Raw genomic sequence first — 24,094 nt, forward strand, 5'->3', positions numbered from 1 at the left:
GATTGCAAAAGATTATCCTGCGTGTCAAATAAACTAAAAACAGACCTAAAAAAAACACAAGAATATAAAAATCAAACACTTACATTTTTTTTCATCATTTTACGAGCAACTTATCCTTAGTTTTATCAGGAAATATAATAATCCTAAAAAAGAACAATACAGAACTTAACACCAAAAAAAGGATGGGTAACAACTAAAAATCAGAACTTAACACCTGTAGCTAAGTCTTTTTTAATATTTATATTTCGCAAGATAAATAAAATCGTTAAGTTCCTGATGGTTCAGTTTTTTTTTGTGAACGAGATCTACCTTTGATTCAAAAGCAAGCTATTTTGCCGTAAATGTACCGGCTAGTGATATGTGCTACTATCCTCGCTCCGTTACGTAGGTCACAGTATGCTAACTACTAAAATTCAAAAATCCATTCGCACCAGTTATCAAAACCTCCAAGATCAGTTGGACAACTTTGTACCTAGACGTGCTCAAAATTACCTTGTTGCCGAAATTGCGAAGACACTTTGTGGTCAATACCATAAAAGTAATCGCATGATCGTAGCTGAAGCAGGAACAGGGATCGGAAAATCACTCGCCTATCTCATGGCAACGATTCCTGTCGCTGTGCTCAATAATCGAAAAATCGTCATTTCAACAGCGACGGTTGCGCTTCAAGAACAGCTCGTAAATAAAGACCTCCCTCTATATAGAAGACTTACTGATAGAGAGTTCTCTTTTATACTCGCCAAAGGTAGACAGCGTTATTGTTGTACCGAGAAGTTAGCCGCCGCTTGTGGGGTTGATGGTGGACAAATGGCGATGTTCGACTCTAAGCCAAAGAAGAAAGACATCGAACAGCTTCAAACCATGTATCGTAGTTTGGCTCAAGGTAAATGGGACGGGGATAGAGACTCATGGCCTAAACCAATCGACAATATGATTTGGCAAATGATCGTGAGCGATAAGCACAGCTGTAACAACAGTATGCCGACTCATCGAGATTGTCCTTTCCAGAAAGCACGCTCGGAGCTGGATAAAGTCGATGTGATTATTGCCAATCACAGTTTGGTCATGGCTGATGCTGACCTTGGCGGCGGTGTGATACTTCCAGAACCAGAAAATAGCATCTATATATTTGACGAAGCTCACCACTTACCGCACGTCGCAAGAGACCATTCCTCCGCTGCTGCAAGCTTAAAAGGAGCGGCAGCGTGGTTAGAGCGTCTGAATCAATCCATCACTAAGTTATCGGGTCTGGCTGATGAAAAGCGAGTACATAGATTTAGAAATGAACTGCAAGACTCTGTTCAACAGCTGGTTCCGACTCTGACTCAAATGAGCAAACAATTTGATGCTAGCTACTTTGAAGACGGCCTGTATCGTTTCGAACACGGCGACTTGCCGGAATGGTTGGAAAGCGAATCGAAAGATCTGAAACAGTTGACTCAAAAGACAAGCCAAGCCGTAGCCAAAATCGCTGACCTTATCGCAGAGCGTGTAAAAGATGGAGAGCTTTCGGCAAAGTTAGCAGAACCTGCGCTGGCTGAAATAGGCTTCTATATACAAAGAACAGAAAATCTTGCTCAAGTTTGGCGTTTAATGGCTGAGCCTAAACGCCAAAAAGGTGCGCCTTTGGCGCGTTGGCTTGAATTGAGCAAAGAAAGCGAAGGGGACTTTGTTGTCAATGTCTCTCCGTTAGAAGTTGGTTGGCAGTTAGACCAGCAGATTTGGAGTCGCTGTGTCGGTGCTGTGCTCGTTTCAGCGACAATGAGAGCGCTTAACTCCTTCGGTTTTTTCTGTCATCAAGCCGGTATCAGCCAGAAAGAAGAGGATGGTGTACAGTTTTTAGCATTGGCATCACCATTCGATTACCAAAACCAAGCAGAGCTGATCGTTCCTGCAATGAAGTATGAGCCACAGGCGCCTCAGTTTACTGAATATCTTATTGAAATTTTGCCTAAGGTAATAGAAGACAACAAAGCCAATCTCGTTCTATTCTCTTCTTACTGGCAAATGAACAAAGTTGCCGAAGCTTTGGCAACAGATTTCGTTAAAAAATCATGGGCTTTACAGGTTCAAGGTGATACTTCACGTACTGAAATCCTAAAAAAACATAAAAAGCTAATAGATCAAGGTAAAACAAGCGTTCTATTTGGAACTGGCAGCTTTTCTGAGGGTCTTGATTTACCAGGTGAGCTACTTGAAAATCTGGTCATCACAAAAATCCCATTTGGGGTACCAACCTCACCGGTTGAACAAGCGCACTCTGAATATATCGAATCAAGAGGCGGTAATCCATTCATGCAGATTACCGTTCCTGAAGCGAGTAAAAAGCTTATTCAATCTGTCGGACGGTTACTGCGAAAAGAAAGAGATTCTGGTAAAGTCACGATCCTTGATCGGCGCATAGTGACGAAGCGATACGGGAAATCCTTACTCGACTCGTTACCGCCTTTTAAAAGAACAATAAAATACTAATTTAGCCATCGTATCGGTGGCTCTGGGTCTACCATCGCTTGACCTTTGCATTCACAACTGTGCATGGCTAACCCAAAGGTTACGCATGCTGCTGCCCTACCAGCACATAACGAGAACAATAGCTATTTATGGAAATGATTGAACCAACCATGTTGGTTGTACTTGCTTTGGTTGCATTTGCAGCCGGCTTTATTGATGCGGTGGCTGGCGGTGGCGGAATGCTAACAGTCCCTGCTTTGTTATCACTAGGCCTGCCGCCACACATTGCGCTTGGTACGAATAAACTTGCTGCGACCTTTGCTTCATCAACAGCCGCTGTCACTTATTATCGTAAAAAATTGTTTAAACCTGAATGTTGGATAAACGCATTCATCTCGACATTAATTGGCGCAACCATAGGCACCCTTGCAGTCGATGCTATTAGCACTGAATGGCTAGAGAAAGTGTTGCCACTAGTCATTTTGGCTGCTGCTGTCTATACCATTTTCCACAAGACTCCGGATGTCAGCCACAATGTGTCTCCTAAGCCTTGCCCTGTTCTTAAGAAAAAACAAAAGTACCAAGGGTTCATACTGGGGTTTTATGATGGTGTAGCTGGCCCAGGTACTGGCGCTTTTTGGACAGTTAGCTCTATGGCCCTTTATCGTCTAAATATCTTGCTTGCCTCTGGCCTATCAAAAGCAATGAACTTCACCAGTAACTTCACCTCTCTAGTTACTTTTGCAATTCTAGGGCATATCGATTGGGTACTTGGTTTAACCATGGGTGTATGCTTAATGGCAGGTGCATTCGTAGGGGCACACTCAGCCATTCGTTTTGGCGCTACTTTTATAAGGCCTGTGTTTGTAACCGTTGTTAGCGTTCTTGCTATTAAACTGGCTTACGAAGCGTGGTTTGTAAACTTATAGCCACCAGCGTTCGGGAAGAGACATGAATCATTTTTCAAAACTTAAAAGTGTCCTTGATACCTTGATTGGCCATTGCTCTCAAGTTGATAAATCGAGGGGCGCTTACCATCAAGCGTTATTCGACAGAACCTTATTTAAATGTAGTGCGTCTATTTTACTTCCCTACGCAATGGAAGCTCAGACTACCTACCGCATCATATTGCGAGAGCAAGCCAATAATCAGCTCAATGCATCTCGCGCGACTTACCTAACCGAAAAGTTAACCAATCAGATAGCAGCTGTCCAAAGAGAGTTAGCCAATCACGATTTACGGTTAGATCGAAAAAGTAAGTCAGGAAAAAATCTTAACGACCTATATAACGAACTCGCTCAGCATCAAGATTGGCAAAAGCGGTTGGTCGATTTAGTTCGAGTACGAAAGTTAGCGTTTGAATCTGCGCCTCGCCACAGTAAGAAAAAAGCGGACGAGGCTTGGCAATTAGCAAAAGAACGATTAGAACGCTGCCAAGACTCCATGAAAAATATTGAAAGATTGATCAACTTAGAGAACCCTAAGCGAAATGAGCACTGATAACACATCATCACCACTGGATAACGCCCCAGAAGAAGTTAAGTTAGCTGTCGACTTGATCTATCTGCTCGAAAGCAACGAAATCGACCCAAAAGTAGCGTTAGAGGCAATTAAAATTGTCCAACAAGATTTACAAGCCAAACTAGCATCTAGCATCTAGCATCTAGCATCTAGCATCTAGCATCTAGCATAAATATAGACAGGATTCACATGTACCAACTTAGCTTTTCTATGCCCGAGTTTCTTGAAAACTACTGGCATAAAAAACCAACCATCTTAAAAGGTGGATTCCAAAACTTCGTCGACCCTATTTCACCAGAAGAACTTGCTGGTTTATCGATGGAAGAAGAAGTGGATTCTCGCTTTATATCTAACCTTGATAATAAATGGGAAGCAGAACACGGCCCTTTCTCTGAAGATAAGTTCGGTGAACTCACTGAAACTCATTGGCAACTAGTAGTGCAAGCAGCAAACCATTGGCATCAAGGCGCTAACCAGCTGACTGAAGCCTTTCAACAATTGCCTAACTGGTTATTCGACGATCTGATGATCTGCTACTCAGCACCTCAAGGTGGCGTAGGCCCACATATCGATCAATACGATGTGTTCATCATCCAAGGTCAAGGTAAGCGACAATGGAAGGTTGGAGCAAAAGACGTAGGTCAGTACCAAGAAACCATTCAAGCTTCTGCTCTTCGTCAAATTGAAGGCTTTGACCCAATCATTGATGAAACTTTAGAACCTGGTGATATTCTTTACATCCCGCCAGGTTTTCCTCATGAAGGCACAACCTTAGAACCTTCAATGAGCTACTCTATTGGTTACCGTTCGCCAAAAGAACAAGAGCTAATCAGCAACTTTGCGGATTTTGTACTGGCGCATGATATGGGTGACGTTCACCTGCATGATCCTGAATTCAAATCTCAAGATAACTACGGCAAGATTCGCGCGTCTGATTTGAGTAACCTAACGGAGATGTTGATGTCAGCGCTTGAAGAGCCTGAAACCATCAAAGACTTCATGGGCTGCCTGTTAAGCCAATCACGCCACCAGCTTGATATCGTTGCGCCTGAGCCTCTATGGACAGCAGAAGAGATCGCTCAACACCTAGAGTCAGAAGGTGAGATCCACCGTGTATCTGGCTTAAAAGCGCTCTACCACGAGAATGAAAGCAACACGGCTTACATCAATGGGGAAGTGGTCAAGGTTGAAGAAGCGGATTCATCACTACTAAACGTACTTTGTGACGACGAGGTGATTAATTCAACAACCAATCTTTCGCCTTCAGGTGTAACCGTCGTGACGGAATTGGTGAATAAAGGTTACTGGTTTATCGAAGACTAACTTCGTTAATCGGTTTCGGTGGATATCATCGAGATCTAAAGCCTTAGAACCGAAGAAAAACAAAAGGGACAAATGAAATCTTCATTTGTCCCTTTTTCTATTCAACAGTTAACTAAGCTTAAAAGCGATACCGTGAACAACTATACCTTAAACTGATTCACCAGCTTTTTCTGCTGCTGAGACAATTGGTCAATTTCACTTCCCACTTGCTCAGACGCCGCCGCTTGCTCCAGAATCTTCGCGCTTAAATCACGTATGTTAACCACACTTTGATTCACTTCACCGGAAACGGATTGCTGCTCTTCAGCGGCTCGAACGATCTGACTGTTCATATCACTGATCGCCTCAATAGAAGTAAAGATCGAACCTAGATCTTCAACCGCTTTCTGAACGTGCAGTGCTGTATCATTCGCAAGTATGTTACCTTCTTGTATTGCTTCAACGACATCTTGTGTTCCTGCATGAACCTTATCGATCACCGCTCTAATCTCACCAACTGAGGACTGTGTACGACTTGCTAGATTTCGAACTTCATCAGCAACCACAGCAAAACCTCGACCTTGCTCCCCTGCCCTCGCGGCTTCAATAGCAGCATTCAAGGCTAGTAAGTTGGTCTGCTCAGAGATCCCCTCAATAACACTTAAGATCTCAGTAATATTGCCGTTGTTCTTCGCCAACTCTTCAACAATCGGAACAGCGCTCGACATACGATCCACCAGCTTTCTCATTTCACCCGCTGAAAGCTCTATAACCTCTTGTCCTTGTTGAGCCGAACGGTTCGCTTCACAAGCGGCATCCACCGCTATTTCTGCATTTTGCACCACTAAGCCCGAAGTTTGAGTCATCTCTTCGGCAGCGGTAGCCACTAGATCCACTTCTTTGAATTGAGATTCACTGCTTTCACGCGTACTCGACGCAGACGACTTGGCCTGACTGGTTGTATTCGCGACTTGCTCTGTGGTTTGAATGACTTCTTTGATCGTGTGCTGAAGTTTATCTAGGAATTGGTTGAAGCCTTTCGATAATTGACCAATCTCATCTTGCGATTTAACTTCCAATCGCTGAGTAAGATCTCCTTCACCAGAAGCTATGTCATTCAGTCTCTCAACAACTTGTCGAATAGGCCTAACGATAGACAGTGAAGCAAAGGCGATGATTGCCAGCCCGAAAACAATGAAAATGATACCAGCGATCACTTCCGTCTGAATGCCTTCGCTCAACTTAGCGCTAATAATAGAATCGAGTCTGCTTGCATCAGCAACCACACTATCTCTAGGGATCTCAAAAAGCACCCCCCAAGTCTGGTTAGCAGCGATAACTGGAGCAAATGCGAGTAACCACTCACCATTATCACTCCATTGCGTTGTCACTTCACCGCCGAAAATAAAGTCGGTCATCAAGTCACTGTTTGTATTGTCACTTTGAAAGCTTGAACCAACAGCAATGCTTGAATCATCAGAAGCGATAACCGATCCGTCTAGGCTAACCACATAAACGGCACCTGCGCCATCAAACAAGCTTTGATCAGATTGAGTTACCACATTGGTTAAGCCATCGAGTCTTAAGTCGATACCTAAGAAACCAATCGCCATATCATCGACTAAAATAGGTACAGATATTGAAGACGTAAGTAATGCTTTACCACCACTATTTACTACTCGCGGAGTACTGATACAGGTTTGCCCTGAAGACAGAGGACAATAAAACCGTTCACTATTACTATCATCGCTTAATATCGATTCTGAAAGCACATTCGACAGGACATTCTCGCCGTTATCGGCAACCTTCCAGTAAGGCGCAAAGCGGCCTTTTTCGTTAGATCCAACATAATCAGCATCGACATAGTTCGCATCTTCACCATCAAGTAAATCTGGCTTAAAGACTAAGTACGCCCCTTGGATCGAATCAAAGTTTAAAACTGAGCGACGTACCATTTCATCTAATGCAGTACGAAGTTCTTCACTTGGCGTAAAGTTCTCATCTGCATTGTTTTTTAGAAACTGAGCACTAGAAGCCAGCATTTCTGCGCGGTAGATGGCTTCATCGACATAGCGTTGAGTTTCTTGAGCATTGAGCTGAGAAACAGACGCGAGCAATTGCTGAGTTTTATTGATAACTGATTCTGAACTTTGAGATTTGATGACTTGTTGATTACTCGTCGCGTTGTAGATCGAGAAACCAATAAGAGACAGTGAAGTAATGATTAGGCAACAACCTGCTAAGAGGGTGATTTTCCACTGTACCGATAGAGAGCGCATTTAATATCCTTATTTAAGCCAAAAGACTTCCATGACCGTCACTATCACATTGATGCTCCATTCCAGAGCTCAATGTAAATAAATGAGATGAATAGCTTAGCCGATGATTACATCACAAATTGCACACATATAAAACGAAAGTTTATAGAAATGTTAATAAGTCGTGTCATTTGTCTTTTGTTTCTGTGATTTCAAGAGCTTTCGCCTTGTCCCTCTAAGTTAAATCATTGAAGCTAGAACGCCCTACTTGCGATGTTCACTACTTAGAGAAACGTTTTAAACTATCACCATTAAAAGGAATGTTGTTTTCTCAAGGCAACCTTTACTTGCGACATTTTAAGGGAACCTAATCACCCTTTACTTCTTTAAAACCCCACCCATTTCGGATTAGTTTTTATAATCCAAACTATAGATTTTTATCTTGATCAACTTCACATTTTTTGATTGCTAAGTCGCCATTCAAGCTCTAATATCTCGCGCCTAGATTCCCTGAATAATTTATTCATTTGGCTCTCCTCAATGGAGCGCTAAGGCTTTTTACGTCTTTAATTTTTGGAGAGATACGCAAATGTCTGCCTCGTTTCCATTAGCGAAACTTACCTTTTTAATCGCGATCCTGACTGCCGTAGGTCAAATGACTCAAACGATGTACGTGCCTTCTATCGGTCATATGTCGGGTGAGTTCTTGGTTTCTGCGTCTTCACTTCAAGCGGTGATGGCGTGTTACCTGATCCCTTATGGTCTGTCACAATTTGTCTACGGCCCACTTTCTGATCGCCTAGGTCGTAAACCCATCATCGTTGCTGGTTTGATCATCTATATCATCGGTACTTTGATAGCGTTGTTCGCTCATGAATATGAATGGTTCTTAGCAGGTAGCTTTATCCAAGGTTTGGGTATCGGTTGTGGTGGTGCGATGTCTCGTACATTGACTCGCGACTGCTTTGAAGGTGCAGAGCTGCACCGTGCAAACAGCTTAATCAGCATGTGTGTGATTTTCTCACCATTGATGGCTCCTGTATTGGGTGGTTACCTAACAGAAGCTTTCGGCTGGCGTTCTAGCTACTTGTTCCTTGCGCTGTTTGGTATCGCTGTTGTTATCACCATGATGACGAGCATGATGGAAACACTGCCAAAAGAACGACGTAAACATGAATCGGTTGTAAACAGCTACAAATTCGTTCTGTCTGACAAACGTTTCCAAGGTTTCTTACTAATATTGGTCGCAACCTTTGCTGGCGTAGCCGTCTTTGAAGCAGCGGCAGGCGTACTACTTGGCGGTGTACTTGGCTTACCTGCAACCACAGTAAGCTTGTTGTTCGTCTTACCCATTCCGGGTTACTTAGTGGGTGCTGGCTTATCTAGTTACATCGCACAACGTCGCTCTGAGCGCCGTGCACTGAATGTCGGCCTAGTGTCGATCTTAGTCGGCTCTGCCGTGGTCTTGATACCGGGTCTGTTTGGTCAAACAACAGCACTGACTTTGATTGGCGGTGCAACCATTTACTTCTTGGGCGCTGGTATCCTATTTCCAGCAGCAACAACCGGAGCGCTTTCGCCATTCCCATACCATGCTGGTACAGGCGGCGCGATCTTAGGCGGCATGCAGAACCTAGGTGCTGGCATCGCAACACTATTGGCATCGTTCTTCCCTGCTCAAGACCAGCTGCCACTCGGTTGTTTGATGATTGCAATGTCATTTATCGTGATGCTTGGTTTACGTTGGGTCAATCGTAAACATGACCACTCAAACGAAATGCCATTGGCTATTTAAAGTAAAACGCAAATCTTGACTACACAAATAGAGGGACATGCTGAAAAGTGTGTCCCTTTTTTATTACCCGTTTACCCTCGCCTAGTGTCTACCACCAATTTCATAAAACATTACTTTGATTTTTTGGAAACAATAACAGACACTTACGTTGAAAGTGCATATCCAGAATCCAATTATAAATAACATCACTGGAAGAAAACTAACCACTAAAGGATGCTGGCATTAAAACGAGTAAGGTGCACACTAAGGATATAAAGATGCGTTTCGCTCTAACCACATTAGCCGTATCGGTCGCGCTTGTCGCCGGATGCAGCAATCAAGGAATACCGACCATGAACCACTACTCTCAATCGCAACTTATCGCTCAGCAAACCAAAGCCCCCGTTGCTAAGAAAGTCCCTCATGCAATGACGATTCATGGTGACACTAGAATCGATGATTATTACTGGATGCGCGATGACGAACGCCAAGACCCAGAGATCTTGCAACACCTTGAGCAAGAGAATCAGTACGCAGAGACTGTGTTGAAACACACTGATGCATTACAAGAACAGTTATTTGATGAGATCAAAGGCCGAATCGCGAAAGATGACAATTCGGTACCAGTTCGTAAAGGCAGCTACTTCTATTCAAATGAAGTCACGGGTGACAACGAATACGAAGTTCACTTGCGTGCAACAGACTTTGCAGGCACAAACAAGCAAGTCATCTTAGACGTTAACGCACTGGCAAAAGAACACGAATTCTTCAGTATTGGCAGCTTAACGATCAGTCCAAACGAAAACTTGTTGGCCTATGGCGAAGATACGCTGAGCCGTCGTGTTTACACCATTAAGATTAAAGACCTCACGACCGGTGAATATCTAACTGATGAAATTGAAGGTGCCTCGAGTTCAATTGCCTGGCAAAACGACAACCAGGCCTTCTATTACATCAAGAAAGATCCACAAACGCTGCTAGGTTACCAAGTTTTCCGCCATGTCTTAGGCACACCTCAGACAAACGATGAGTTGATTTACGAAGAAACCGACACTGCTTACTACACTGGCTTAAGTAAGAGTAAAGATGGTCAACAGGTGTACATTTGGCACTCGAGCACAGAAACCAGCGGTGTTTCAGTCATAGATGCCAACGACCCACACGCGAGAGCGGAACCTTTTTACCCACAAGAAACGGGCATTGAGTACAGCATCGCTAAATTGGGTGACTGGTACTACATCTACACCAACTACCAAGCCGTCAACTTCCGTTTAATGAAAGTCACAACCGAAGACATGCACGACCGTTCAAAATGGGTCGATGTCATCCCAGCCGATGACAATACTCAACTTGTCGATTTCGAACTGTTTGATGACCATCTTGTTTACGAGCAACGTGCAAATGGCTTATCTACAGTGAAAGTACGTCAACTATCAACGGGCAAAGAGTTCCCACTAGAGTTCAATGACGCCGCTTTTGCCGCTTACCTGACTGGTAACAATGAATTAGATAACTCAAAAGTTCGTGTCTACTACAGCAGCTTAACCACGCCAGGTACTTACTATGATTTCGATCTAAATTCAGGTGAATCCGAACTCATGAAGCAAACACCCGTATTAGGTGATTTCGAAGCGGATAACTACCAATCAGAGCGAATCATGGTGACGGCTCGCGATGGTAAGCAAGTACCTGTCTCTTTGGTTTATCGCAAAGACTTATTCAAGAAAAACGGTACGAACCCAATCTACCAATATGGCTATGGATCTTACGGTTCCACGATTGAACCGACCTTCCGCTCAGCTCGTCTAAGCCTACTTGATCGAGGCTTCGTTTATGCGATCGCACATATTCGCGGTTCAGAAATGCTTGGGCGCCCTTGGTATGAGGATGGCAAGAAACTGACCAAACAAAACACATTTAACGATTTTGTCGATGTAACCAAAGGGCTTGTTGAAGAAGGCTACGGAGCTCAAGATAAAGTATTTGCGGTGGGCGGCTCTGCTGGCGGTCTGTTGATGGGCGCAATCATCAACCAAGCACCAGAACTGTACCGTGGTATTGGCGCACATGTTCCGTTTGTAGACGTGGTAACAACCATGCTTGATGAATCGATTCCTCTAACCACAAACGAATATGACGAATGGGGCAATCCGAACGATAAAACCTACTACGAATACATGCTGAGTTACTCGCCATACGACAACATTAAGGTACAAAACTACCCGAATATGCTGGTAACAACAGGTCTGCATGACTCACAGGTACAGTACTTTGAGCCAATGAAGTGGGTGGCGAAACTGCGTGAAATGAAAACAGACAACAATGTGCTGTTGTTCAAAACCGATATGGAAGCCGGTCACGGTGGTGCTTCTGGTCGATTTAAACGATTGAAAGAAGACGCACTTGAATATGCCTTCTTTTTAGACTTGCTAAAAACTCAGTAAGCTCAACGTAACTGTAGGTATTCACACCATTTAACGTCGCCATTTTGTCTTTATAAAGTGGCGACAGAAATTATTAAGCATGGTTAAATACGATGAACCATGAAATCAACCAAATCAAAAAATCTTTGAGAACTCGCAGCACAAAGGTTTCCGAGAGGTATAAAAACAAATGAAAGTAATTAGCTTTAACATCAACGGCCTTAGAGCCCGCCTTCACCAACTGCAAGCGATTATCGACAAACACCAACCTGACGTGATTGGTCTTCAAGAAATTAAAGTGCACGATGAAGCCTTTCCGCTCGCTGATGTTGAAGCGATGGGTTACAAGGTTTACTTCCATGGCCAAAAAGCGCACTACGGTGTAGCTATGCTGTGTAAGCAAGAGCCTATCTCTGTACAGAAGGGGTTTCCTACAGACAATGAAGACCATCAAAAGCGTATGATCATGGCGACGTTTGAAGACGAAAACGGTGAAAAAGTTACCGTGCTTAATGGCTACTTCCCTCAAGGGGACAATATCAAGCACGAGACTAAATACCCATACAAGCGTCAATTCTACAAAGACTTGATGACTTACCTAAATGACTATCACAACAAAGATGAACAAGTGATCGTGATGGGCGACATCAATATCAGCCCTATCGACGCAGACATCGGCATCGGTGAACCAAACGCGAAACGTTGGTTGAAAACCGGTAAGTGTTCTTTCCAACCAGAAGAACGCGAATGGTTGAAAACACTGATGGATTGGGGTTTTGTGGACAGCTTCCGTTTACTACATCCTGAAGTGAACGATCAATACTCGTGGTTTGATTACCGCTCAAAAGGCTTCGTGGACAACCGCGGCCTACGAATCGACGTGGTACTGGCGACCCAGAAACTTGCTGATAAATGTACTGAAGCAGGCATCGACTACGAACTGCGTGGCATTGAAAAACCGTCAGATCACGCTCCGATTTGGTCGACGTTTAAGTAACGAGTAAATTAGTTATTATCAATTAAAAACGGCGCTATGAAAGCGCCGTTTTTGTCTCAAAAAATTAGCTTCTCAGAAAATCAGTTAAGCGGTCTTAGGTAAGCGAGGAAACGTTTCTCTGCGAACTTGAAGATCGCGATGATGATAAACGTTAGCGCCATGTAGAACAGACCTGCTGTTAAGAAAGATTCGAATGGAGCGTAGTAACGTGAGTTCACCAAACGTGCAGCACCCGTCAAATCCATAATCGTTACGATGCCCGCTACCGCTGAACCGTGAAGCATAAAGATAACTTCATTACTGTAAGCCGGTAACGCTCGACGAAGAGCACTTGGCAGAATGATACGGCGGTATGTCTTCGGTGTACTCATGCCATATGCTTTTGCTGCTTCCACTTCACCTTTCGGTAACCCGTTAATAGCACCACGGATGATTTCAGCAGTATAAGCCGACGTGTTCAGAATAAACGCAACCAATGCACAGAACCATGCGTTTTCCCATAAGGTATCTTTTACAGGGAAGAATTGATCCATTCCGTAGTAAATCAGGTACAACTGCACCAATAATGGCGTACCACGGAAGAAATAGATGAACGACCAAGCAGGAGCGTTAATCAGCATATTTGGGCTGTTGCGAGAGATAGCTAATGGTATGGCTACACATAAGCCAATAATCAAAGCTACACAAACCATCCAAGCCGTTGTCCATAAACCACTAAGGTAAATCGGCAGGCTTTCAATTATCAATGAAAAGTCCATAACTACCTCGCGTGGATACTAAATTTGCGTTCAACCAACTTAAGCAAGCCCGTCGAAACACTGGTGAAGAATAGGAAAATAAGTGCCACTGTCATATAAAAGGTAAATGGCATTTTGGTTGAACCTGCAGCCAATGCGCTAACACGTACCATGTCTTCTAAACCGATAATCGAAACCAATGCGGTGGTCTTAAGTAAAACCAACCAGTTGTTACCAAAACCCGGCAGTGCATGACGAATCATTTGCGGAAGCAGGATACGACGGAACGCTAATACAGGGCCCATACCATAGGCCTTTGCCGCTTCCATTTCGCCGCTATCAACAGCCATGATGGCACCACGGAAGGTTTCAGCCATGTAGGCACCGAAGATAAAGCCAATCGTTAAGACACCGGCAATAAATGGGCTGACATCAATATAATCAGGTAAGTAAGCGGTCCACTCATGGTTAGGGTCACTCGACGTGAACCATTCATTGAGCCACTCATTGATGGAATACAAACTGTTGTTTAAAAGGATTTGTCCACCAAAGAAAATCAACATCATCAATACGAGGTCAGGAATGCCTCGAATAACGGTTGTGTAGAGGGTTGCGATAGCACGAGCCCAGCGATAAGGCGCGAGTTTAGCTAAGGCACCTAGCATACCAAGAACCATAGCTAAAATTAGCGACAGCAAGGCAACTTCGATCGTAAGCACCGCCCCTTTCAGGATCGAAGCTTCATATCCTTGTAAATCAAACATAATGAATTCCAACAGAACTGCGAAAAAGTTGGTAGACAGGGAGAGGGTAACCTCTCCCTTAAGAAGTGAACCTAGAGATTACTGGCCGTATACGTCGTAGTTGAAGTATTTAGCCGCGATATCTTGGTAGATGCCTTTTTCACGTAGTGAAAGGATTGCAGCATCTAACTGTTTAGTCAGATCTTTGTCTTGCTTACGTAGAGCAATACCAAAACCATCGCCGAACCATTTAGGATCGGTTAGAGATGGACCAACAAACTCGTAGTCTTCGCCACCCGCTTTGTTGAGTACGCCTTCTTCTAGAGCCGATGCATCACCCAGAACAGCAGCAACACGACCGTTAGCTAGATCAAGGTAAGCTTCATCGAATGAACCGTAACGAACGATTTCTACTGTGTCGCCGTAGTTGTCTGTTAGGTACTTATCGTGAGTTGTTGCACGTTGAACGGCAATTTTTTGACCACTTAGATCATCAAAGTTAAGGCCTGCACCTTTTTTAGCGATGAACTTGTTTGGGATAAGTGCGTACTTACCAGTAAAGTCGATTTTTTTCTTACGCTCTTCTGTAATCGACATTGCCGCGATGATCGCATCATATTTACGAGCAAGTAGAGAAGGAATAATGCCATCCCAATCTTGCGCTACGATCTTACACTTCACCTGCATTTCAGTACAAAGTGCGTTCGCCATATCGACATCAAAGCCCTTTAGTGAACCATCCGCTTCAGTCCAGCTAAATGGAGGGTAAGCACCTTCAATACCGAAGCGTACTGTTTTCCATTCTTTTGCTTGAGCTACGCCCGTTGCAGCAGTTGCAGCAAGTGCCGCTACTAATAACCACTTTTTCATATCCCTACTCCTGTGATTTAGGTTTTTATGTTTTGCTAATTTTAATATTGTGTTTGTTGATACTTATTAAATTACTTGTTGTGTTTTATTGCTTATACCGCTGTCATCGACCTTAACAACAATATTTCAATTTTGATTTTCTTCAATCGACTACGTACATAGGTGCTTATTAGTAGATAGAAGAGATAAACTGTTGTAGACGCTCTGATTCAGGTGCCGTAAACAGTTTAGCTGGATCGCCCTGTTCTTCCACCAGACCTTGATGTAAGAACATCACGTGGTTGGATACATCACGAGCAAAAGCCATTTCATGTGTTACCACAAGCATGGTTCTTCCTTCTTCGGCTAAGTCACGCATTACACCAAGAACTTCCCCTACTAACTCAGGGTCAAGTGCAGATGTCGGTTCATCAAATAGCATTACTTCAGGATCAACCGCTAACGCTCTTGCAATCGCAGCACGCTGTTGTTGACCGCCAGATAAATGACCCGGGTAGTAATCTTTGCGCTCATATAGTCCTACTTTCTTCAGTAGCAGCTCAGCATTTTCAATGGCTTGTGCTTTAGGTACGCCTAAGACATGAACGGGTGCTTCGATAACATTTTCGAGAACGGTCAGGTGAGACCAAAGGTTGAAGCCTTGAAAAACCATAGCCAAACGAGAACGGATTCGTTGAACTTGTTTTTCATTTGCAGGAACGGAAACGCCTTGGCGGTTATTTTTCATTTGAATCAATTCGCCATTAACCCAAATTTCGCCAGCAGTAGGTGTTTCTAAGAGGTTGATACATCGAAGGAAAGTACTTTTACCCGATCCTGAAGATCCGATAATCGAGACTACATCGCCTTTATGCGCAGAAAGTGAAATTCCCTTTAAAACTTCATTTTGACCAAACGTTTTGTGTAGATCCTTTATGTCCAGCGCCGGTACATCTTTCATGCGCTTTCTCTCCCAAGTTTGTGAAAATGCAAGGTACTCCGACCTTTTCATGCGATACAAACTAGCACCACACGAAACAACATGCAACAAATTATTAACCTAATAAATTGGAATAAATAGCGATTCACTCTGACTTGTTATGCAAAAGGTAGCGTTTTCGCCTCAATTTAATGAATGAGTTCTATCAATAAGCTGTAATTACACTCCTTGCATTGTTTAAATAAAGTTAATCAAAATGAGATTCTCGTAGCTTGGTGTCTCACAAGAAAAACAAGTTTCGTGAACTTAGATACGTCGAGATCAGCAAAATATAATCTGCGCGTTCAACACAACACACCCACCATAAGGCACAATTATTTTAAGGTTATTGCATTGTAAGCATTTGACCTGGAGCCGTTGGGAAAACGAGTAATAGTGAAATAACTCAATAAGAATTGGGCATTGAGCTAGAGTCATGGCGACAAAGGCTCTAAGAAGATAGGTAAACGTCAGTTTGTGAAAAAAAATTACATGATTCATCAATGAGAAGTTAATGAAACGCTTCGTTTTGTAGCTTTCTTTCACATACACTCATAAAGTGATCAAGATCAATCACCCTAAAGGGTAAGCTTGTTAGACTTCTCAGCACACAATAAGGCATTAAAAATGCCAAATATTTCTTTTAACTTAACTGCATAAAGCACATCAAAAACGTGCAACATAATGTTAATAAGTTATAACTAAGAAATAACTAAGAAATAACGCAATTACGCGAACTTATAGAATTCAATTTTAGAATTACTAACATAAAAATATGAGGAATCTATGTCAGACGTTGTCAATAATGCGAACTCTGAAGTAGAAGAGAAAAGCTATAAAGAGCTTCACCGCCCTGCTTCTGAATTTGAGAGCCGCTCAGATTACTTAGATCACGAACTTCAAATCATGAAGCCTCGTCGTTTTGGCCTAAACCTTCCAGGCCGTGATTTCCGTTTTGAACTTGAAGATCTTGTTCCTGCACTTGCTGGTACCATTGGTATCATTGCGATGTACTCAGCAGTAATGATGTCTTGGGCCGATGGCCTAACTCAAGCTTGGGATCACGTAAACTTGGGTAAAGACTTCGCGATTGAAGTTGCTCGTGTAGAAATGCTTATTCCTGCACTGCTGTTCTGTATTCTTGCTTCTGGTTTCTTTAACCCTAAAGCAAACCTTGCCGGCAACCACGGCCCAATGATCCCTCTTATCGGTACCATCGCTCTTGCTGGTGCTCACCCTCTTGCATTGGCAATCCTTATCGGTGTCTTTGGTCTAATCCTAAGTTTCCTTAAAGGCGGCTCTAAACTTGTTAACCTGACTTCGGAAGGTACGGCAGGTGGCTTGCTTATCTTCTTAGGCCTAACCGGTACCATGAGCCAAATTAACTCGATTCAAGCATGGGCGGTTGGTCTTCAATCTTCTACTGTTGAAGCGGGTAGCATGGGTTACGTTGGTTTAATCGTTCTTGCTATTACTATCGCTATCTACGCTTTCTTAGCAAAAGTGAACAAGCGTTGGTTAGCTATCCCAGTTTGTGCATTCACAGGACTTGCTATTGCATTAGCATTGGGTGCTGGTTTTGATATCGTATTCGAAACTGAAATGGGTATTCCAAACCTAAACCCAGTTTACTGGTGGGGTTCTACTTCTGAAGGTTGGATGCTTGGCTTGCCAAACGTTGAACACTTCATCGCTTCTCTACCATTCGCAATTCTTGCCGTAGCAATGTGGTCGCCAGATTTCCTAGGTCACCGTATCTTCCAAGAACTGAACTACCCTAAACGTTCTGAAAAAGTTCTTATGGATGTTGATGACACAATGACGATGTGTTCTGTGCGTCAAATGGTGGGTACTGCAGTGGGTGGTGGTAACATCACATCTTCTTGGGGTACGTACATGATCCCAGCGGCAATCGCGAAGCGCCCTATTCCAGGCGGCGCAATCTTGCTTGGTTCTCTATGTATCATCGTTGCGATTCTTGGTTTCCCAATGGACGTAGCAGTATGGCCACCAGTAATGCGTGTTGCGCTACTTGTAGGTGTATCTCTACCTCTACTTGAAGCGGGTATGCAGATGGTTAAGGATTCAAAAGATTCACAAGCGGCTGGTATCTGTATCTTTGGTTCAGCAGTTGTTAACCCGGTATTAGCTTGGGCTTTAACAATGCTGCTTGATAACAACGGTCTGATTGGTGATAAAGAGCGTGCGAAGCGTCTGTCATTTGTCGACAAGATTGTTATCCCAGTCGGTGTTCTGGTTATCTGTCTAGTAGCAATGCTTGCAGTTGGTATGCTAGAAAGCCAATATGGTCTAAAAGCTTGGCTATAATGGTCTTCACTACACAAAAGTAGTATTGAGACTAAAAAAAAGTTTGGGTGGCAACCCTTGTCACTCAAATTTTTTCAACTTTTTTTGGCATTTATTGATTTAGTTTAAGGTTTGCAGGAATTTTTTAGCGTAGTCTTGAATTCATAGAGTAAAGACAACATATAAAAAGTAGTGACAATATATATAACCATATGAAGCTTATATGCTCATATATATTGTTATTAATAAGAGTGTACTACCCTTACGAGGGGCGCTGGCTCAACAGTGTTAAGTACGAATTTTTTCTACTAAAAAGGTAGGTATGTCATGGCAGAGCAATTTGCTAAAGCTTGGGAAGATTTTGCTGCAGGTGAGTGGCAAAGCGAAGTAAACGTTCGTGATTTCATTCAAAAGAACTACACGCCATATGAAGGCGACGAGTCTTTCCTAGTTTCTGAAGGTACTGAGGCGACTAATACGCTTTGGGCTTCGGTAATGGAAGGTATCAAACAGGAAAACGCAACTAAAGCACCTGTAGATTTCGATACTTCTGTTATCTCTACCATCACTTCTCATGATGCGGGCTACATCCAAAAAGACCTTGAAACAATTGTTGGTCTACAAACTGAAAAACCACTAAAACGTGCAATCATCCCTAACGGTGGTGTACGTATGGTTGAAGGTTCTTGTAAAGCATACGGTGAAACTCTTGACCCGATGGTTTCAAAAATCTATTCAGAATACCGTAAAACACACAACGCTGGTGTTTTCGATATCTACACGCCTGATATCCTAAAATGTCGTAAGTCTGGTGTTCTGACTGGTCTTCCTGATGCTTACGGCCGTGGTCGTATCATTGGTGATTACCGTCGCGTAGCACTTTACGGTATTGATTTCCTAATGAAAGACAAAGCAGCTCAATTCGCTTCTCTACAAGAGCGTTTCGAGAACGGCGAAGATCTTGCAGCTACAATGCAACTGCGTGAAGAGATCTCTGAGCAACATCGTGCTCTAGGTCAAATCAAACAAATGGCAGCGACTTACGGCTTCGATATCTCTGAGCCAGCTCAATCTGCTCAAGAAGCGATTCAGTGGACTTACTTCGGCTACCTAGCTGCTGTTAAATCTCAAAATGGCGCTGCAATGTCTCTAGGTCGTACTTCGACTTTCCTAGACATCTACCTAGAGCGTGATATCGCTGCTGGTAAAATCACAGAAGACCAAGCTCAAGAAATGATCGACCACTTCGTAATGAAGCTGCGTATGGTTCGTTTCCTACGTACTCCTGAGTACGATGAGCTATTCTCTGGCGACCCAATCTGGGCAACAGAGTCTATGGGTGGTATGGGCATCGACGGTCGTACGCTAGTAACGCGTTCGAACTTCCGTTTCCTTAACTCTCTATACACAATGGGTCCTTCTCCAGAGCCAAACATCACTGTTCTTTGGTCTGAGCAACTGCCTGACGGCTTCAAACGTTTCTGTGCGAAGGTATCTATCGATACTTCTTCTATCCAGTACGAAAATGATGACCTAATGCGTCCTGACCTTGATTCTGATGATTACGCAATCGCTTGTTGTGTATCACCAATGATCGTTGGTAAGCAAATGCAGTTCTTCGGCGCTCGTGCTAACCTTGCAAAAACTATGCTTTACGCAATCAACGGCGGCGTTGATGAGAAGCTTAAAATGCAAGTTGGCCCAGTTGGCGACAAGATCACTGACGAAGTACTTAACTACGATGACGTAATGGGTCGCCTAGACACATTCATGGACTGGTTAGCTAAGCAATACGTGACTGCGCTAAACAGCATCCACTACATGCACGACAAGTACAGCTACGAAGCGTCTCTAATGGCTCTTCATGACCGTGACGTTCGTCGTACTATGGCTTGTGGTATTGCTGGTCTGTCTGTTGCTGCTGACTCACTGTCTGCAATTAAGTTTGCTAAAGTGAAGCCAATCCGTGATGAAGACGGTATCGCAACTGACTTCGAAATCGAAGGCGATTACCCTAAATACGGTAACAACGACTCTCGTGTAGATGATATTGCTTGTGAACTAGTTTCTACGTTCATGAACAAGATCCGTAAGCTTAAGACTTACCGTAACTCTATCCCTACACAGTCAGTTCTTACTATCACGTCTAACGTGGTTTACGGTAAGAAAACAGGTAACACTCCAGACGGTCGTCGTGCTGGCGCTCCTTTCGCTCCTGGTGCAAACCCAATGCACGGTCGTGATGAGAAAGGCGCTGTAGCTTCACTAACGTCTGTAGGTAAACTACCGTTTGCTGACGCACAAGATGGTATCTCTTACACGTTCTCTATCGTGCCAAACGCACTAGGTAAAGAACAAGACAGCCAACGTGCTAACCTTGCAGGCCTAATGGATGGTTACTTCCACCACGAAGCTGGCATTGAAGGTGGTCAACACCTATATAGTTGGTAGTTAACTCCTTTAAAAAGTCTGACCTAAAGGCATTTTTACCTGTAAAAACAATAAGTAATCAGGTCATCAAAATGATTTTAGAGCACACTTTTAAATAGGTCATCAAAAAAGTAAAAATGATGACCTCCAAGAATAAAAAAGTCATCAAAATTAAGTCAACTTTAGAAGGTAAATATTATGATCCAAGGTATTCAAATTTCAAAAGCAGCAAATGACGAACTAATCAATTCAATCTGGCTGCTAGACACAGAGAAGAACGAAGCACGTTGCGTAGCAGCAGCTTCAGGTTACGAAGCAGACCAAGTTGTTGCTGTCGATGCACTGGGTGAATTCGAAAGCCGTGAAGTGGCAATCGAAACTGCTCCGAGGATCGAAGGTGGTCAGCACCTGAACGTCAATGTCTTGAAAAGAGAGACTCTAGAGGACGCTGTAGCACACCCTGAGAACTACCCTCAGCTAACTATCCGTGTATCAGGTTATGCTGTACGCTTTAACTCTCTGACTCCAGAGCAGCAGCGTGACGTTATTGCTCGTACATTTACAGAATCTCTTTAAGATTTAGCACATAGTAAAAAGCCACGGTTAAAATCTGTGGCTTTTTCATACATTAGCTATCTCTCTTCTGGTTGCCCAAACCGAACAATCTTGCCACCGCTCTCTTCCTTATCAGCATTCTCAAACAACTTATCGCGCTCATTGAAGGGAACGCAATCGAATAGTGCCGATATGAGATGAAATTCATTCTCTTGCAAGCCCTTGAGAGTATCTTCTTGTTCCTCAAGCAACTGGTCTCGACTTTCCAACTTATTGTTTAACAGTTCAACTTGTTCTCTTAACTCGCTGTACTTTTCGTCTCTTTTATCAACCTCATCTTGGCGTTCCTGTTGCTCACCATCTTTTCCCGCATTGATAAGATCAATCTTCTCCATGATGTTTGGGTGCTTTTTTAATGCACCTCGTGTTACTCCCGCTTCAATTTCTACTGTATTGTAGTTCAATTTAACGGTCTTTCTGTTGAGTAACGTCTTTGATGTATATGTACCATAGCGAATAGCATCTATCGCATTGATATATTTTTCCAAAGCATTAGACATTAACCACCTCCACGTTCTCGTTACCATCAATTATCGCCAACAGCTCATCTGGAACCTCGTAAACTTCATGCTCAAAATCAAGATCCTGAAGTATTTTTTCCGCTGAGCGAATATCAAGAAGGTACTTGGTAGCACTACTTCTGTTCAGTTCATTGCTATCCAATAGCAATATGATGTTTCTCATGGCTGTCATTCGCAATGATTCTGCTGTTAAGGCATCTTCTATGATATCCCATGCGCAACCAACACATTCAGAAAGGTCAATGGATGCCCTCATTGCACAGGTTCTTTTTGTGCAATACATGCCTTGTCCTATAGCGTGTATGTGGACTTTTCCTGTTTTTATTTGGTCTTCCCAATAGGTTGCGTCTAGCTTTCTTTGGTTTTCTCTTTTAGAAAAGTAATCTCTGTCTTTCATGGTATCTCGAACCAAACCAGTACCAAGACCACCTGCTAGACGCTCTTTATTCGCAAGCTTCGAGTAAAGCCTTGCAATCAATTTTGAGCATTTAGCATTTCGCATGTTTTGAACTTCGGTGTAAATCTTTTTAAATGACCATGCATTTCTTGCATACCATTTTGTCATTGCCATCGAAACATGACTAAGCTGCTGCTTCAATTGAGGGTAATCCATTAACTCATAACCAATAAGATAATAAGCAAAAGAACGTCTGCACTGGTGGTTAGTAAAATGGAATTTATCACCAACGTTGAACGTCTTCTCAGGTTCTGAAGCTTTCAAAAAATCTATGTCATTCAAATTTAACGTGAGCAGGTCTGTATATATTGTATTGATTGCTGAGTTTACAACCTTACCAAAACCAACTTTACCAATAGGTTGAGGATGATAGACTTCGCTTAGAGCAGCAAAAAAGTATGAATACTCCCCCTCTTTAAACCTTTTCCTAAATGGCTTATGGATCGAATTAAGCACCTGATAAGCTCGAAACCCTGTTCTGCTGGTAACATATATGTCATCTTTGGTCTGACTATCAAATGTAATTTTCTCTTGCTTGGTGGTAAACATGTAAATTGTCCCACCTTTTACTTTTATATGGTCTTGAGCGCCATATTCTGTAGATACTCCCCATAGTTCTCCAATTCGCATACCACTTAATGAGCAGCACAAAAAACAACAGTGTCCTTGAAGTTCACGTAAGTAATCATTGAACTGGCTTCTTCCCTTTATGATCCTACTTCCTATCACCACCTTGAACTCAGGGTAGTGCTTTTTTACACAATCAAAACTGTACTGAATCTTGTAGCCATTCCACACAGAAAGCCATTTATCGTTACTATTTTTTTCGTTATCAACTATTGCAATACCTGCTTCTAAAAAGGACTTCTGTATGTTTAATGCCATATCCTTATAACTTGGAGCTAAACACGTAGTTAGACTTAGCGTTCCAGTTCTTAGCCGATGAATTATATCGGCTTTAATCGAATCAGTTTCCGCGAGATAACATTCCGTTGCTTCACTTAGAGCTTCTATGTGCTTAAAAGCATTCTGCATTTCATCAGAGGAAGTATTTACCATTTCGAGAAACTGCCTGTGTGGGATAACAGGATACTGCTCGGATTCGGTAACAACTTTATTAAATGTTTCTGGCTTTAGCTTTTCATGGATCGGTATAGCAATGGATATGTGCGCAGAAGCTTGAACAAGTCTATTTATGGCTGACAGTGTTTTGTTTCCTTTACCGTTAACCGTAAAGCCCTGCTCATTAATCATCTTGAAAATCGCATCAATATCGAGTTCATGAAACCCTTCCAGACCAATATCAATTGCTGTTTTGGCAATATGAGTAAGCTTACCAACCGTATCAGAAATGTTCTGATATCCATAAGGAACGGTGTCTGAAAAAAGTTCCCAAGCAGCAAAGCATTTGATTTGGTTCCTGAAACAAGTTGGCAAAATGTAACCATCAAATGATTTTTTTGTACTGTGATTAAAAAGCAACCTTTCTGATTGAAAACCATCGCCAAACTCTGAGACTGACCATGAGTTGCAGGAATACATAACTTGCTTACCTGTACCTTTCTCTTTGAGTACAGGCATTTTTTCCAGAGACTTCCAATCCCCTTTTTGTACAGCAGGTAAGAGAACATCAGTTAGGTGGTCTTCTTCAAAGTAGCTAAGAAACTCTTCGTAAGATACGGTTCTAGCATTGCTTTTACTTTTGATGTTTTTCACTGTAAATACCTTCC

The 24,094-nt window shown here is 42.9% G+C and carries 17 protein-coding genes and 1 pseudogene; 11 read left to right on the plus strand and 7 right to left on the minus strand.

What is annotated here, in order from left to right:
* Positions 1 to 396 precede the first annotated feature (396 nt).
* The 5 genes from dinG to QWZ07_RS16565 all read left to right on the plus strand — a co-directional run bounded on the left by dinG (position 397) and on the right by QWZ07_RS16565 (position 5,295).
* Positions 397 to 2,472 carry an ATP-dependent DNA helicase DinG gene (dinG, locus tag QWZ07_RS16545; RefSeq protein WP_192852879.1) on the plus strand — a complete coding sequence of 692 codons (2,076 nt, stop codon included), beginning with the start codon at positions 397 to 399 and terminating at the stop codon, positions 2,470 to 2,472.
* Between the two features lie 128 nt (positions 2,473 to 2,600).
* On the plus strand, positions 2,601 to 3,380 hold the full coding sequence (locus QWZ07_RS16550; protein ID WP_192852878.1) for a sulfite exporter TauE/SafE family protein: 780 nt from the start codon (positions 2,601 to 2,603) through the stop codon (positions 3,378 to 3,380).
* A gap of 22 nt (positions 3,381 to 3,402) precedes the next feature.
* Positions 3,403 to 3,951, plus strand: coding sequence for a primosomal replication protein (locus QWZ07_RS16555; RefSeq protein WP_192852877.1), 549 nt, complete (start codon positions 3,403 to 3,405; stop codon positions 3,949 to 3,951).
* On the plus strand, positions 3,941 to 4,111 hold the full coding sequence (rsmS, locus tag QWZ07_RS16560) for a pleiotropic regulatory protein RsmS (protein WP_017111064.1): 171 nt from the start codon (positions 3,941 to 3,943) through the stop codon (positions 4,109 to 4,111). Before QWZ07_RS16555 ends, rsmS begins: the two co-directional genes overlap by 11 nt.
* A 50-nt stretch (positions 4,112 to 4,161) precedes the next feature.
* Positions 4,162 to 5,295 (plus strand): ribosomal protein uL16 3-hydroxylase, encoded by a 1,134-nt coding sequence (locus QWZ07_RS16565; protein WP_192852876.1) that lies wholly within the window; start codon positions 4,162 to 4,164, stop codon positions 5,293 to 5,295.
* 140 nt (positions 5,296 to 5,435) lie between these two features.
* Here QWZ07_RS16565 and QWZ07_RS16570 read toward each other — a convergent pair whose 3' ends face one another.
* Positions 5,436 to 7,553 carry a methyl-accepting chemotaxis protein gene (locus QWZ07_RS16570; RefSeq protein WP_192852875.1) on the minus strand — a complete coding sequence of 706 codons (2,118 nt, stop codon included), beginning with the start codon at positions 7,551 to 7,553 and terminating at the stop codon, positions 5,436 to 5,438.
* Positions 7,554 to 8,049: 496 nt separating this feature from the next.
* On the opposite strand from QWZ07_RS16570, the gene emrD reads away from it, so the two are divergent.
* The 3 genes from emrD to xthA all read left to right on the plus strand — a co-directional run bounded on the left by emrD (position 8,050) and on the right by xthA (position 12,726).
* Positions 8,050 to 9,327: a multidrug efflux MFS transporter EmrD gene (gene emrD, locus QWZ07_RS16575; RefSeq protein ID WP_192852944.1), complete on the plus strand. Its 1,278-nt coding sequence runs from the start codon at positions 8,050 to 8,052 to the stop codon at positions 9,325 to 9,327.
* 257 nt (positions 9,328 to 9,584) lie between these two features.
* Positions 9,585 to 11,750, plus strand: a complete 2,166-nt coding sequence (locus QWZ07_RS16580) for a S9 family peptidase (protein WP_192852874.1) — start codon at positions 9,585 to 9,587, stop codon at positions 11,748 to 11,750.
* 169 nt (positions 11,751 to 11,919) lie between these two features.
* A complete protein-coding gene (gene xthA, locus QWZ07_RS16585; protein ID WP_017076717.1) occupies positions 11,920 to 12,726 on the plus strand; it encodes an exodeoxyribonuclease III in 807 nt (268 codons plus the stop codon).
* A gap of 80 nt (positions 12,727 to 12,806) precedes the next feature.
* On the opposite strand, the gene QWZ07_RS16590 is transcribed toward xthA, so the two are convergent.
* From QWZ07_RS16590 to QWZ07_RS16605, 4 genes are all read right to left on the minus strand, one after another.
* Positions 12,807 to 13,484 (minus strand): ABC transporter permease, encoded by a 678-nt coding sequence (locus QWZ07_RS16590; RefSeq protein ID WP_192852873.1) that lies wholly within the window; start codon positions 13,482 to 13,484, stop codon positions 12,807 to 12,809.
* Positions 13,485 to 13,486: 2 nt separating this feature from the next.
* Positions 13,487 to 14,227 carry an ABC transporter permease gene (locus QWZ07_RS16595; protein WP_004736534.1) on the minus strand — a complete coding sequence of 247 codons (741 nt, stop codon included), beginning with the start codon at positions 14,225 to 14,227 and terminating at the stop codon, positions 13,487 to 13,489.
* A 78-nt stretch (positions 14,228 to 14,305) separates the two neighbouring features.
* Positions 14,306 to 15,076: an ABC transporter substrate-binding protein gene (locus QWZ07_RS16600; RefSeq protein WP_017107255.1), complete on the minus strand. Its 771-nt coding sequence runs from the start codon at positions 15,074 to 15,076 to the stop codon at positions 14,306 to 14,308.
* 169 nt (positions 15,077 to 15,245) lie between these two features.
* A complete protein-coding gene (locus QWZ07_RS16605; protein ID WP_017107256.1) occupies positions 15,246 to 16,016 on the minus strand; it encodes an ABC transporter ATP-binding protein in 771 nt (256 codons plus the stop codon).
* Between the two features lie 804 nt (positions 16,017 to 16,820).
* Between QWZ07_RS16605 and QWZ07_RS16610 the strand changes: the two genes are divergently transcribed.
* The 3 genes and pseudogenes from QWZ07_RS16610 to grcA all read left to right on the plus strand — a co-directional run bounded on the left by QWZ07_RS16610 (position 16,821) and on the right by grcA (position 21,347).
* Positions 16,821 to 18,362, plus strand: a complete 1,542-nt coding sequence (locus QWZ07_RS16610) for a DUF3360 family protein (RefSeq protein WP_016767646.1) — start codon at positions 16,821 to 16,823, stop codon at positions 18,360 to 18,362.
* A 306-nt stretch (positions 18,363 to 18,668) separates the two neighbouring features.
* Positions 18,669 to 20,780 (plus strand): annotated as a pseudogene (gene pflB / locus QWZ07_RS16615) (formate C-acetyltransferase); the annotation flags it as partial.
* Between the two features lie 189 nt (positions 20,781 to 20,969).
* A complete protein-coding gene (grcA, locus tag QWZ07_RS16620; protein ID WP_102460145.1) occupies positions 20,970 to 21,347 on the plus strand; it encodes an autonomous glycyl radical cofactor GrcA in 378 nt (125 codons plus the stop codon).
* Positions 21,348 to 21,403: 56 nt separating this feature from the next.
* Here the strand turns inward: grcA and QWZ07_RS16625 are convergent, their stop codons facing one another.
* Together QWZ07_RS16625 and QWZ07_RS16630 are read right to left on the minus strand one after the other, a co-directional pair.
* Positions 21,404 to 21,886, minus strand: a complete 483-nt coding sequence (locus QWZ07_RS16625) for a hypothetical protein (RefSeq protein WP_192852872.1) — start codon at positions 21,884 to 21,886, stop codon at positions 21,404 to 21,406.
* On the minus strand, positions 21,879 to 24,080 hold the full coding sequence (locus QWZ07_RS16630; RefSeq protein ID WP_192852871.1) for a site-specific integrase: 2,202 nt from the start codon (positions 24,078 to 24,080) through the stop codon (positions 21,879 to 21,881). The genes QWZ07_RS16625 and QWZ07_RS16630 overlap by 8 nt, the downstream gene beginning before the upstream one ends.
* Between the last annotated feature and the right edge of the window lie 14 nt (positions 24,081 to 24,094).

The sequence above is a fragment of the Vibrio lentus genome (assembly GCF_030409755.1).
GTDB classification, from domain to species: Bacteria; Pseudomonadota; Gammaproteobacteria; order Enterobacterales; family Vibrionaceae; genus Vibrio; species Vibrio lentus.

Coding starts and splice junctions, on each gene's coding strand:
- QWZ07_RS16555 (WP_192852877.1), top strand. CDS start 3,403: ATGAATCATTTTTCAAAACTTAAAAGTGTCCTTGATACCTTGATTGGC.
- QWZ07_RS16565 (WP_192852876.1), top strand. CDS start 4,162: ATGTACCAACTTAGCTTTTCTATGCCCGAGTTTCTTGAAAACTACTGG.
- QWZ07_RS16595 (WP_004736534.1), bottom strand. CDS start 14,227: ATGTTTGATTTACAAGGATATGAAGCTTCGATCCTGAAAGGGGCGGTG.
- QWZ07_RS16580 (WP_192852874.1), top strand. CDS start 9,585: ATGCGTTTCGCTCTAACCACATTAGCCGTATCGGTCGCGCTTGTCGCC.
- QWZ07_RS16570 (WP_192852875.1), bottom strand. CDS start 7,553: ATGCGCTCTCTATCGGTACAGTGGAAAATCACCCTCTTAGCAGGTTGT.
- QWZ07_RS16625 (WP_192852872.1), bottom strand. CDS start 21,886: ATGTCTAATGCTTTGGAAAAATATATCAATGCGATAGATGCTATTCGC.
- grcA (WP_102460145.1), top strand. CDS start 20,970: ATGATCCAAGGTATTCAAATTTCAAAAGCAGCAAATGACGAACTAATC.
- QWZ07_RS16590 (WP_192852873.1), bottom strand. CDS start 13,484: ATGGACTTTTCATTGATAATTGAAAGCCTGCCGATTTACCTTAGTGGT.
- xthA (WP_017076717.1), top strand. CDS start 11,920: ATGAAAGTAATTAGCTTTAACATCAACGGCCTTAGAGCCCGCCTTCAC.
- QWZ07_RS16600 (WP_017107255.1), bottom strand. CDS start 15,076: ATGAAAAAGTGGTTATTAGTAGCGGCACTTGCTGCAACTGCTGCAACG.
- rsmS (WP_017111064.1), top strand. CDS start 3,941: ATGAGCACTGATAACACATCATCACCACTGGATAACGCCCCAGAAGAA.
- QWZ07_RS16610 (WP_016767646.1), top strand. CDS start 16,821: ATGTCAGACGTTGTCAATAATGCGAACTCTGAAGTAGAAGAGAAAAGC.
- dinG (WP_192852879.1), top strand. CDS start 397: ATGCTAACTACTAAAATTCAAAAATCCATTCGCACCAGTTATCAAAAC.
- QWZ07_RS16550 (WP_192852878.1), top strand. CDS start 2,601: ATGGAAATGATTGAACCAACCATGTTGGTTGTACTTGCTTTGGTTGCA.
- QWZ07_RS16605 (WP_017107256.1), bottom strand. CDS start 16,016: ATGAAAGATGTACCGGCGCTGGACATAAAGGATCTACACAAAACGTTT.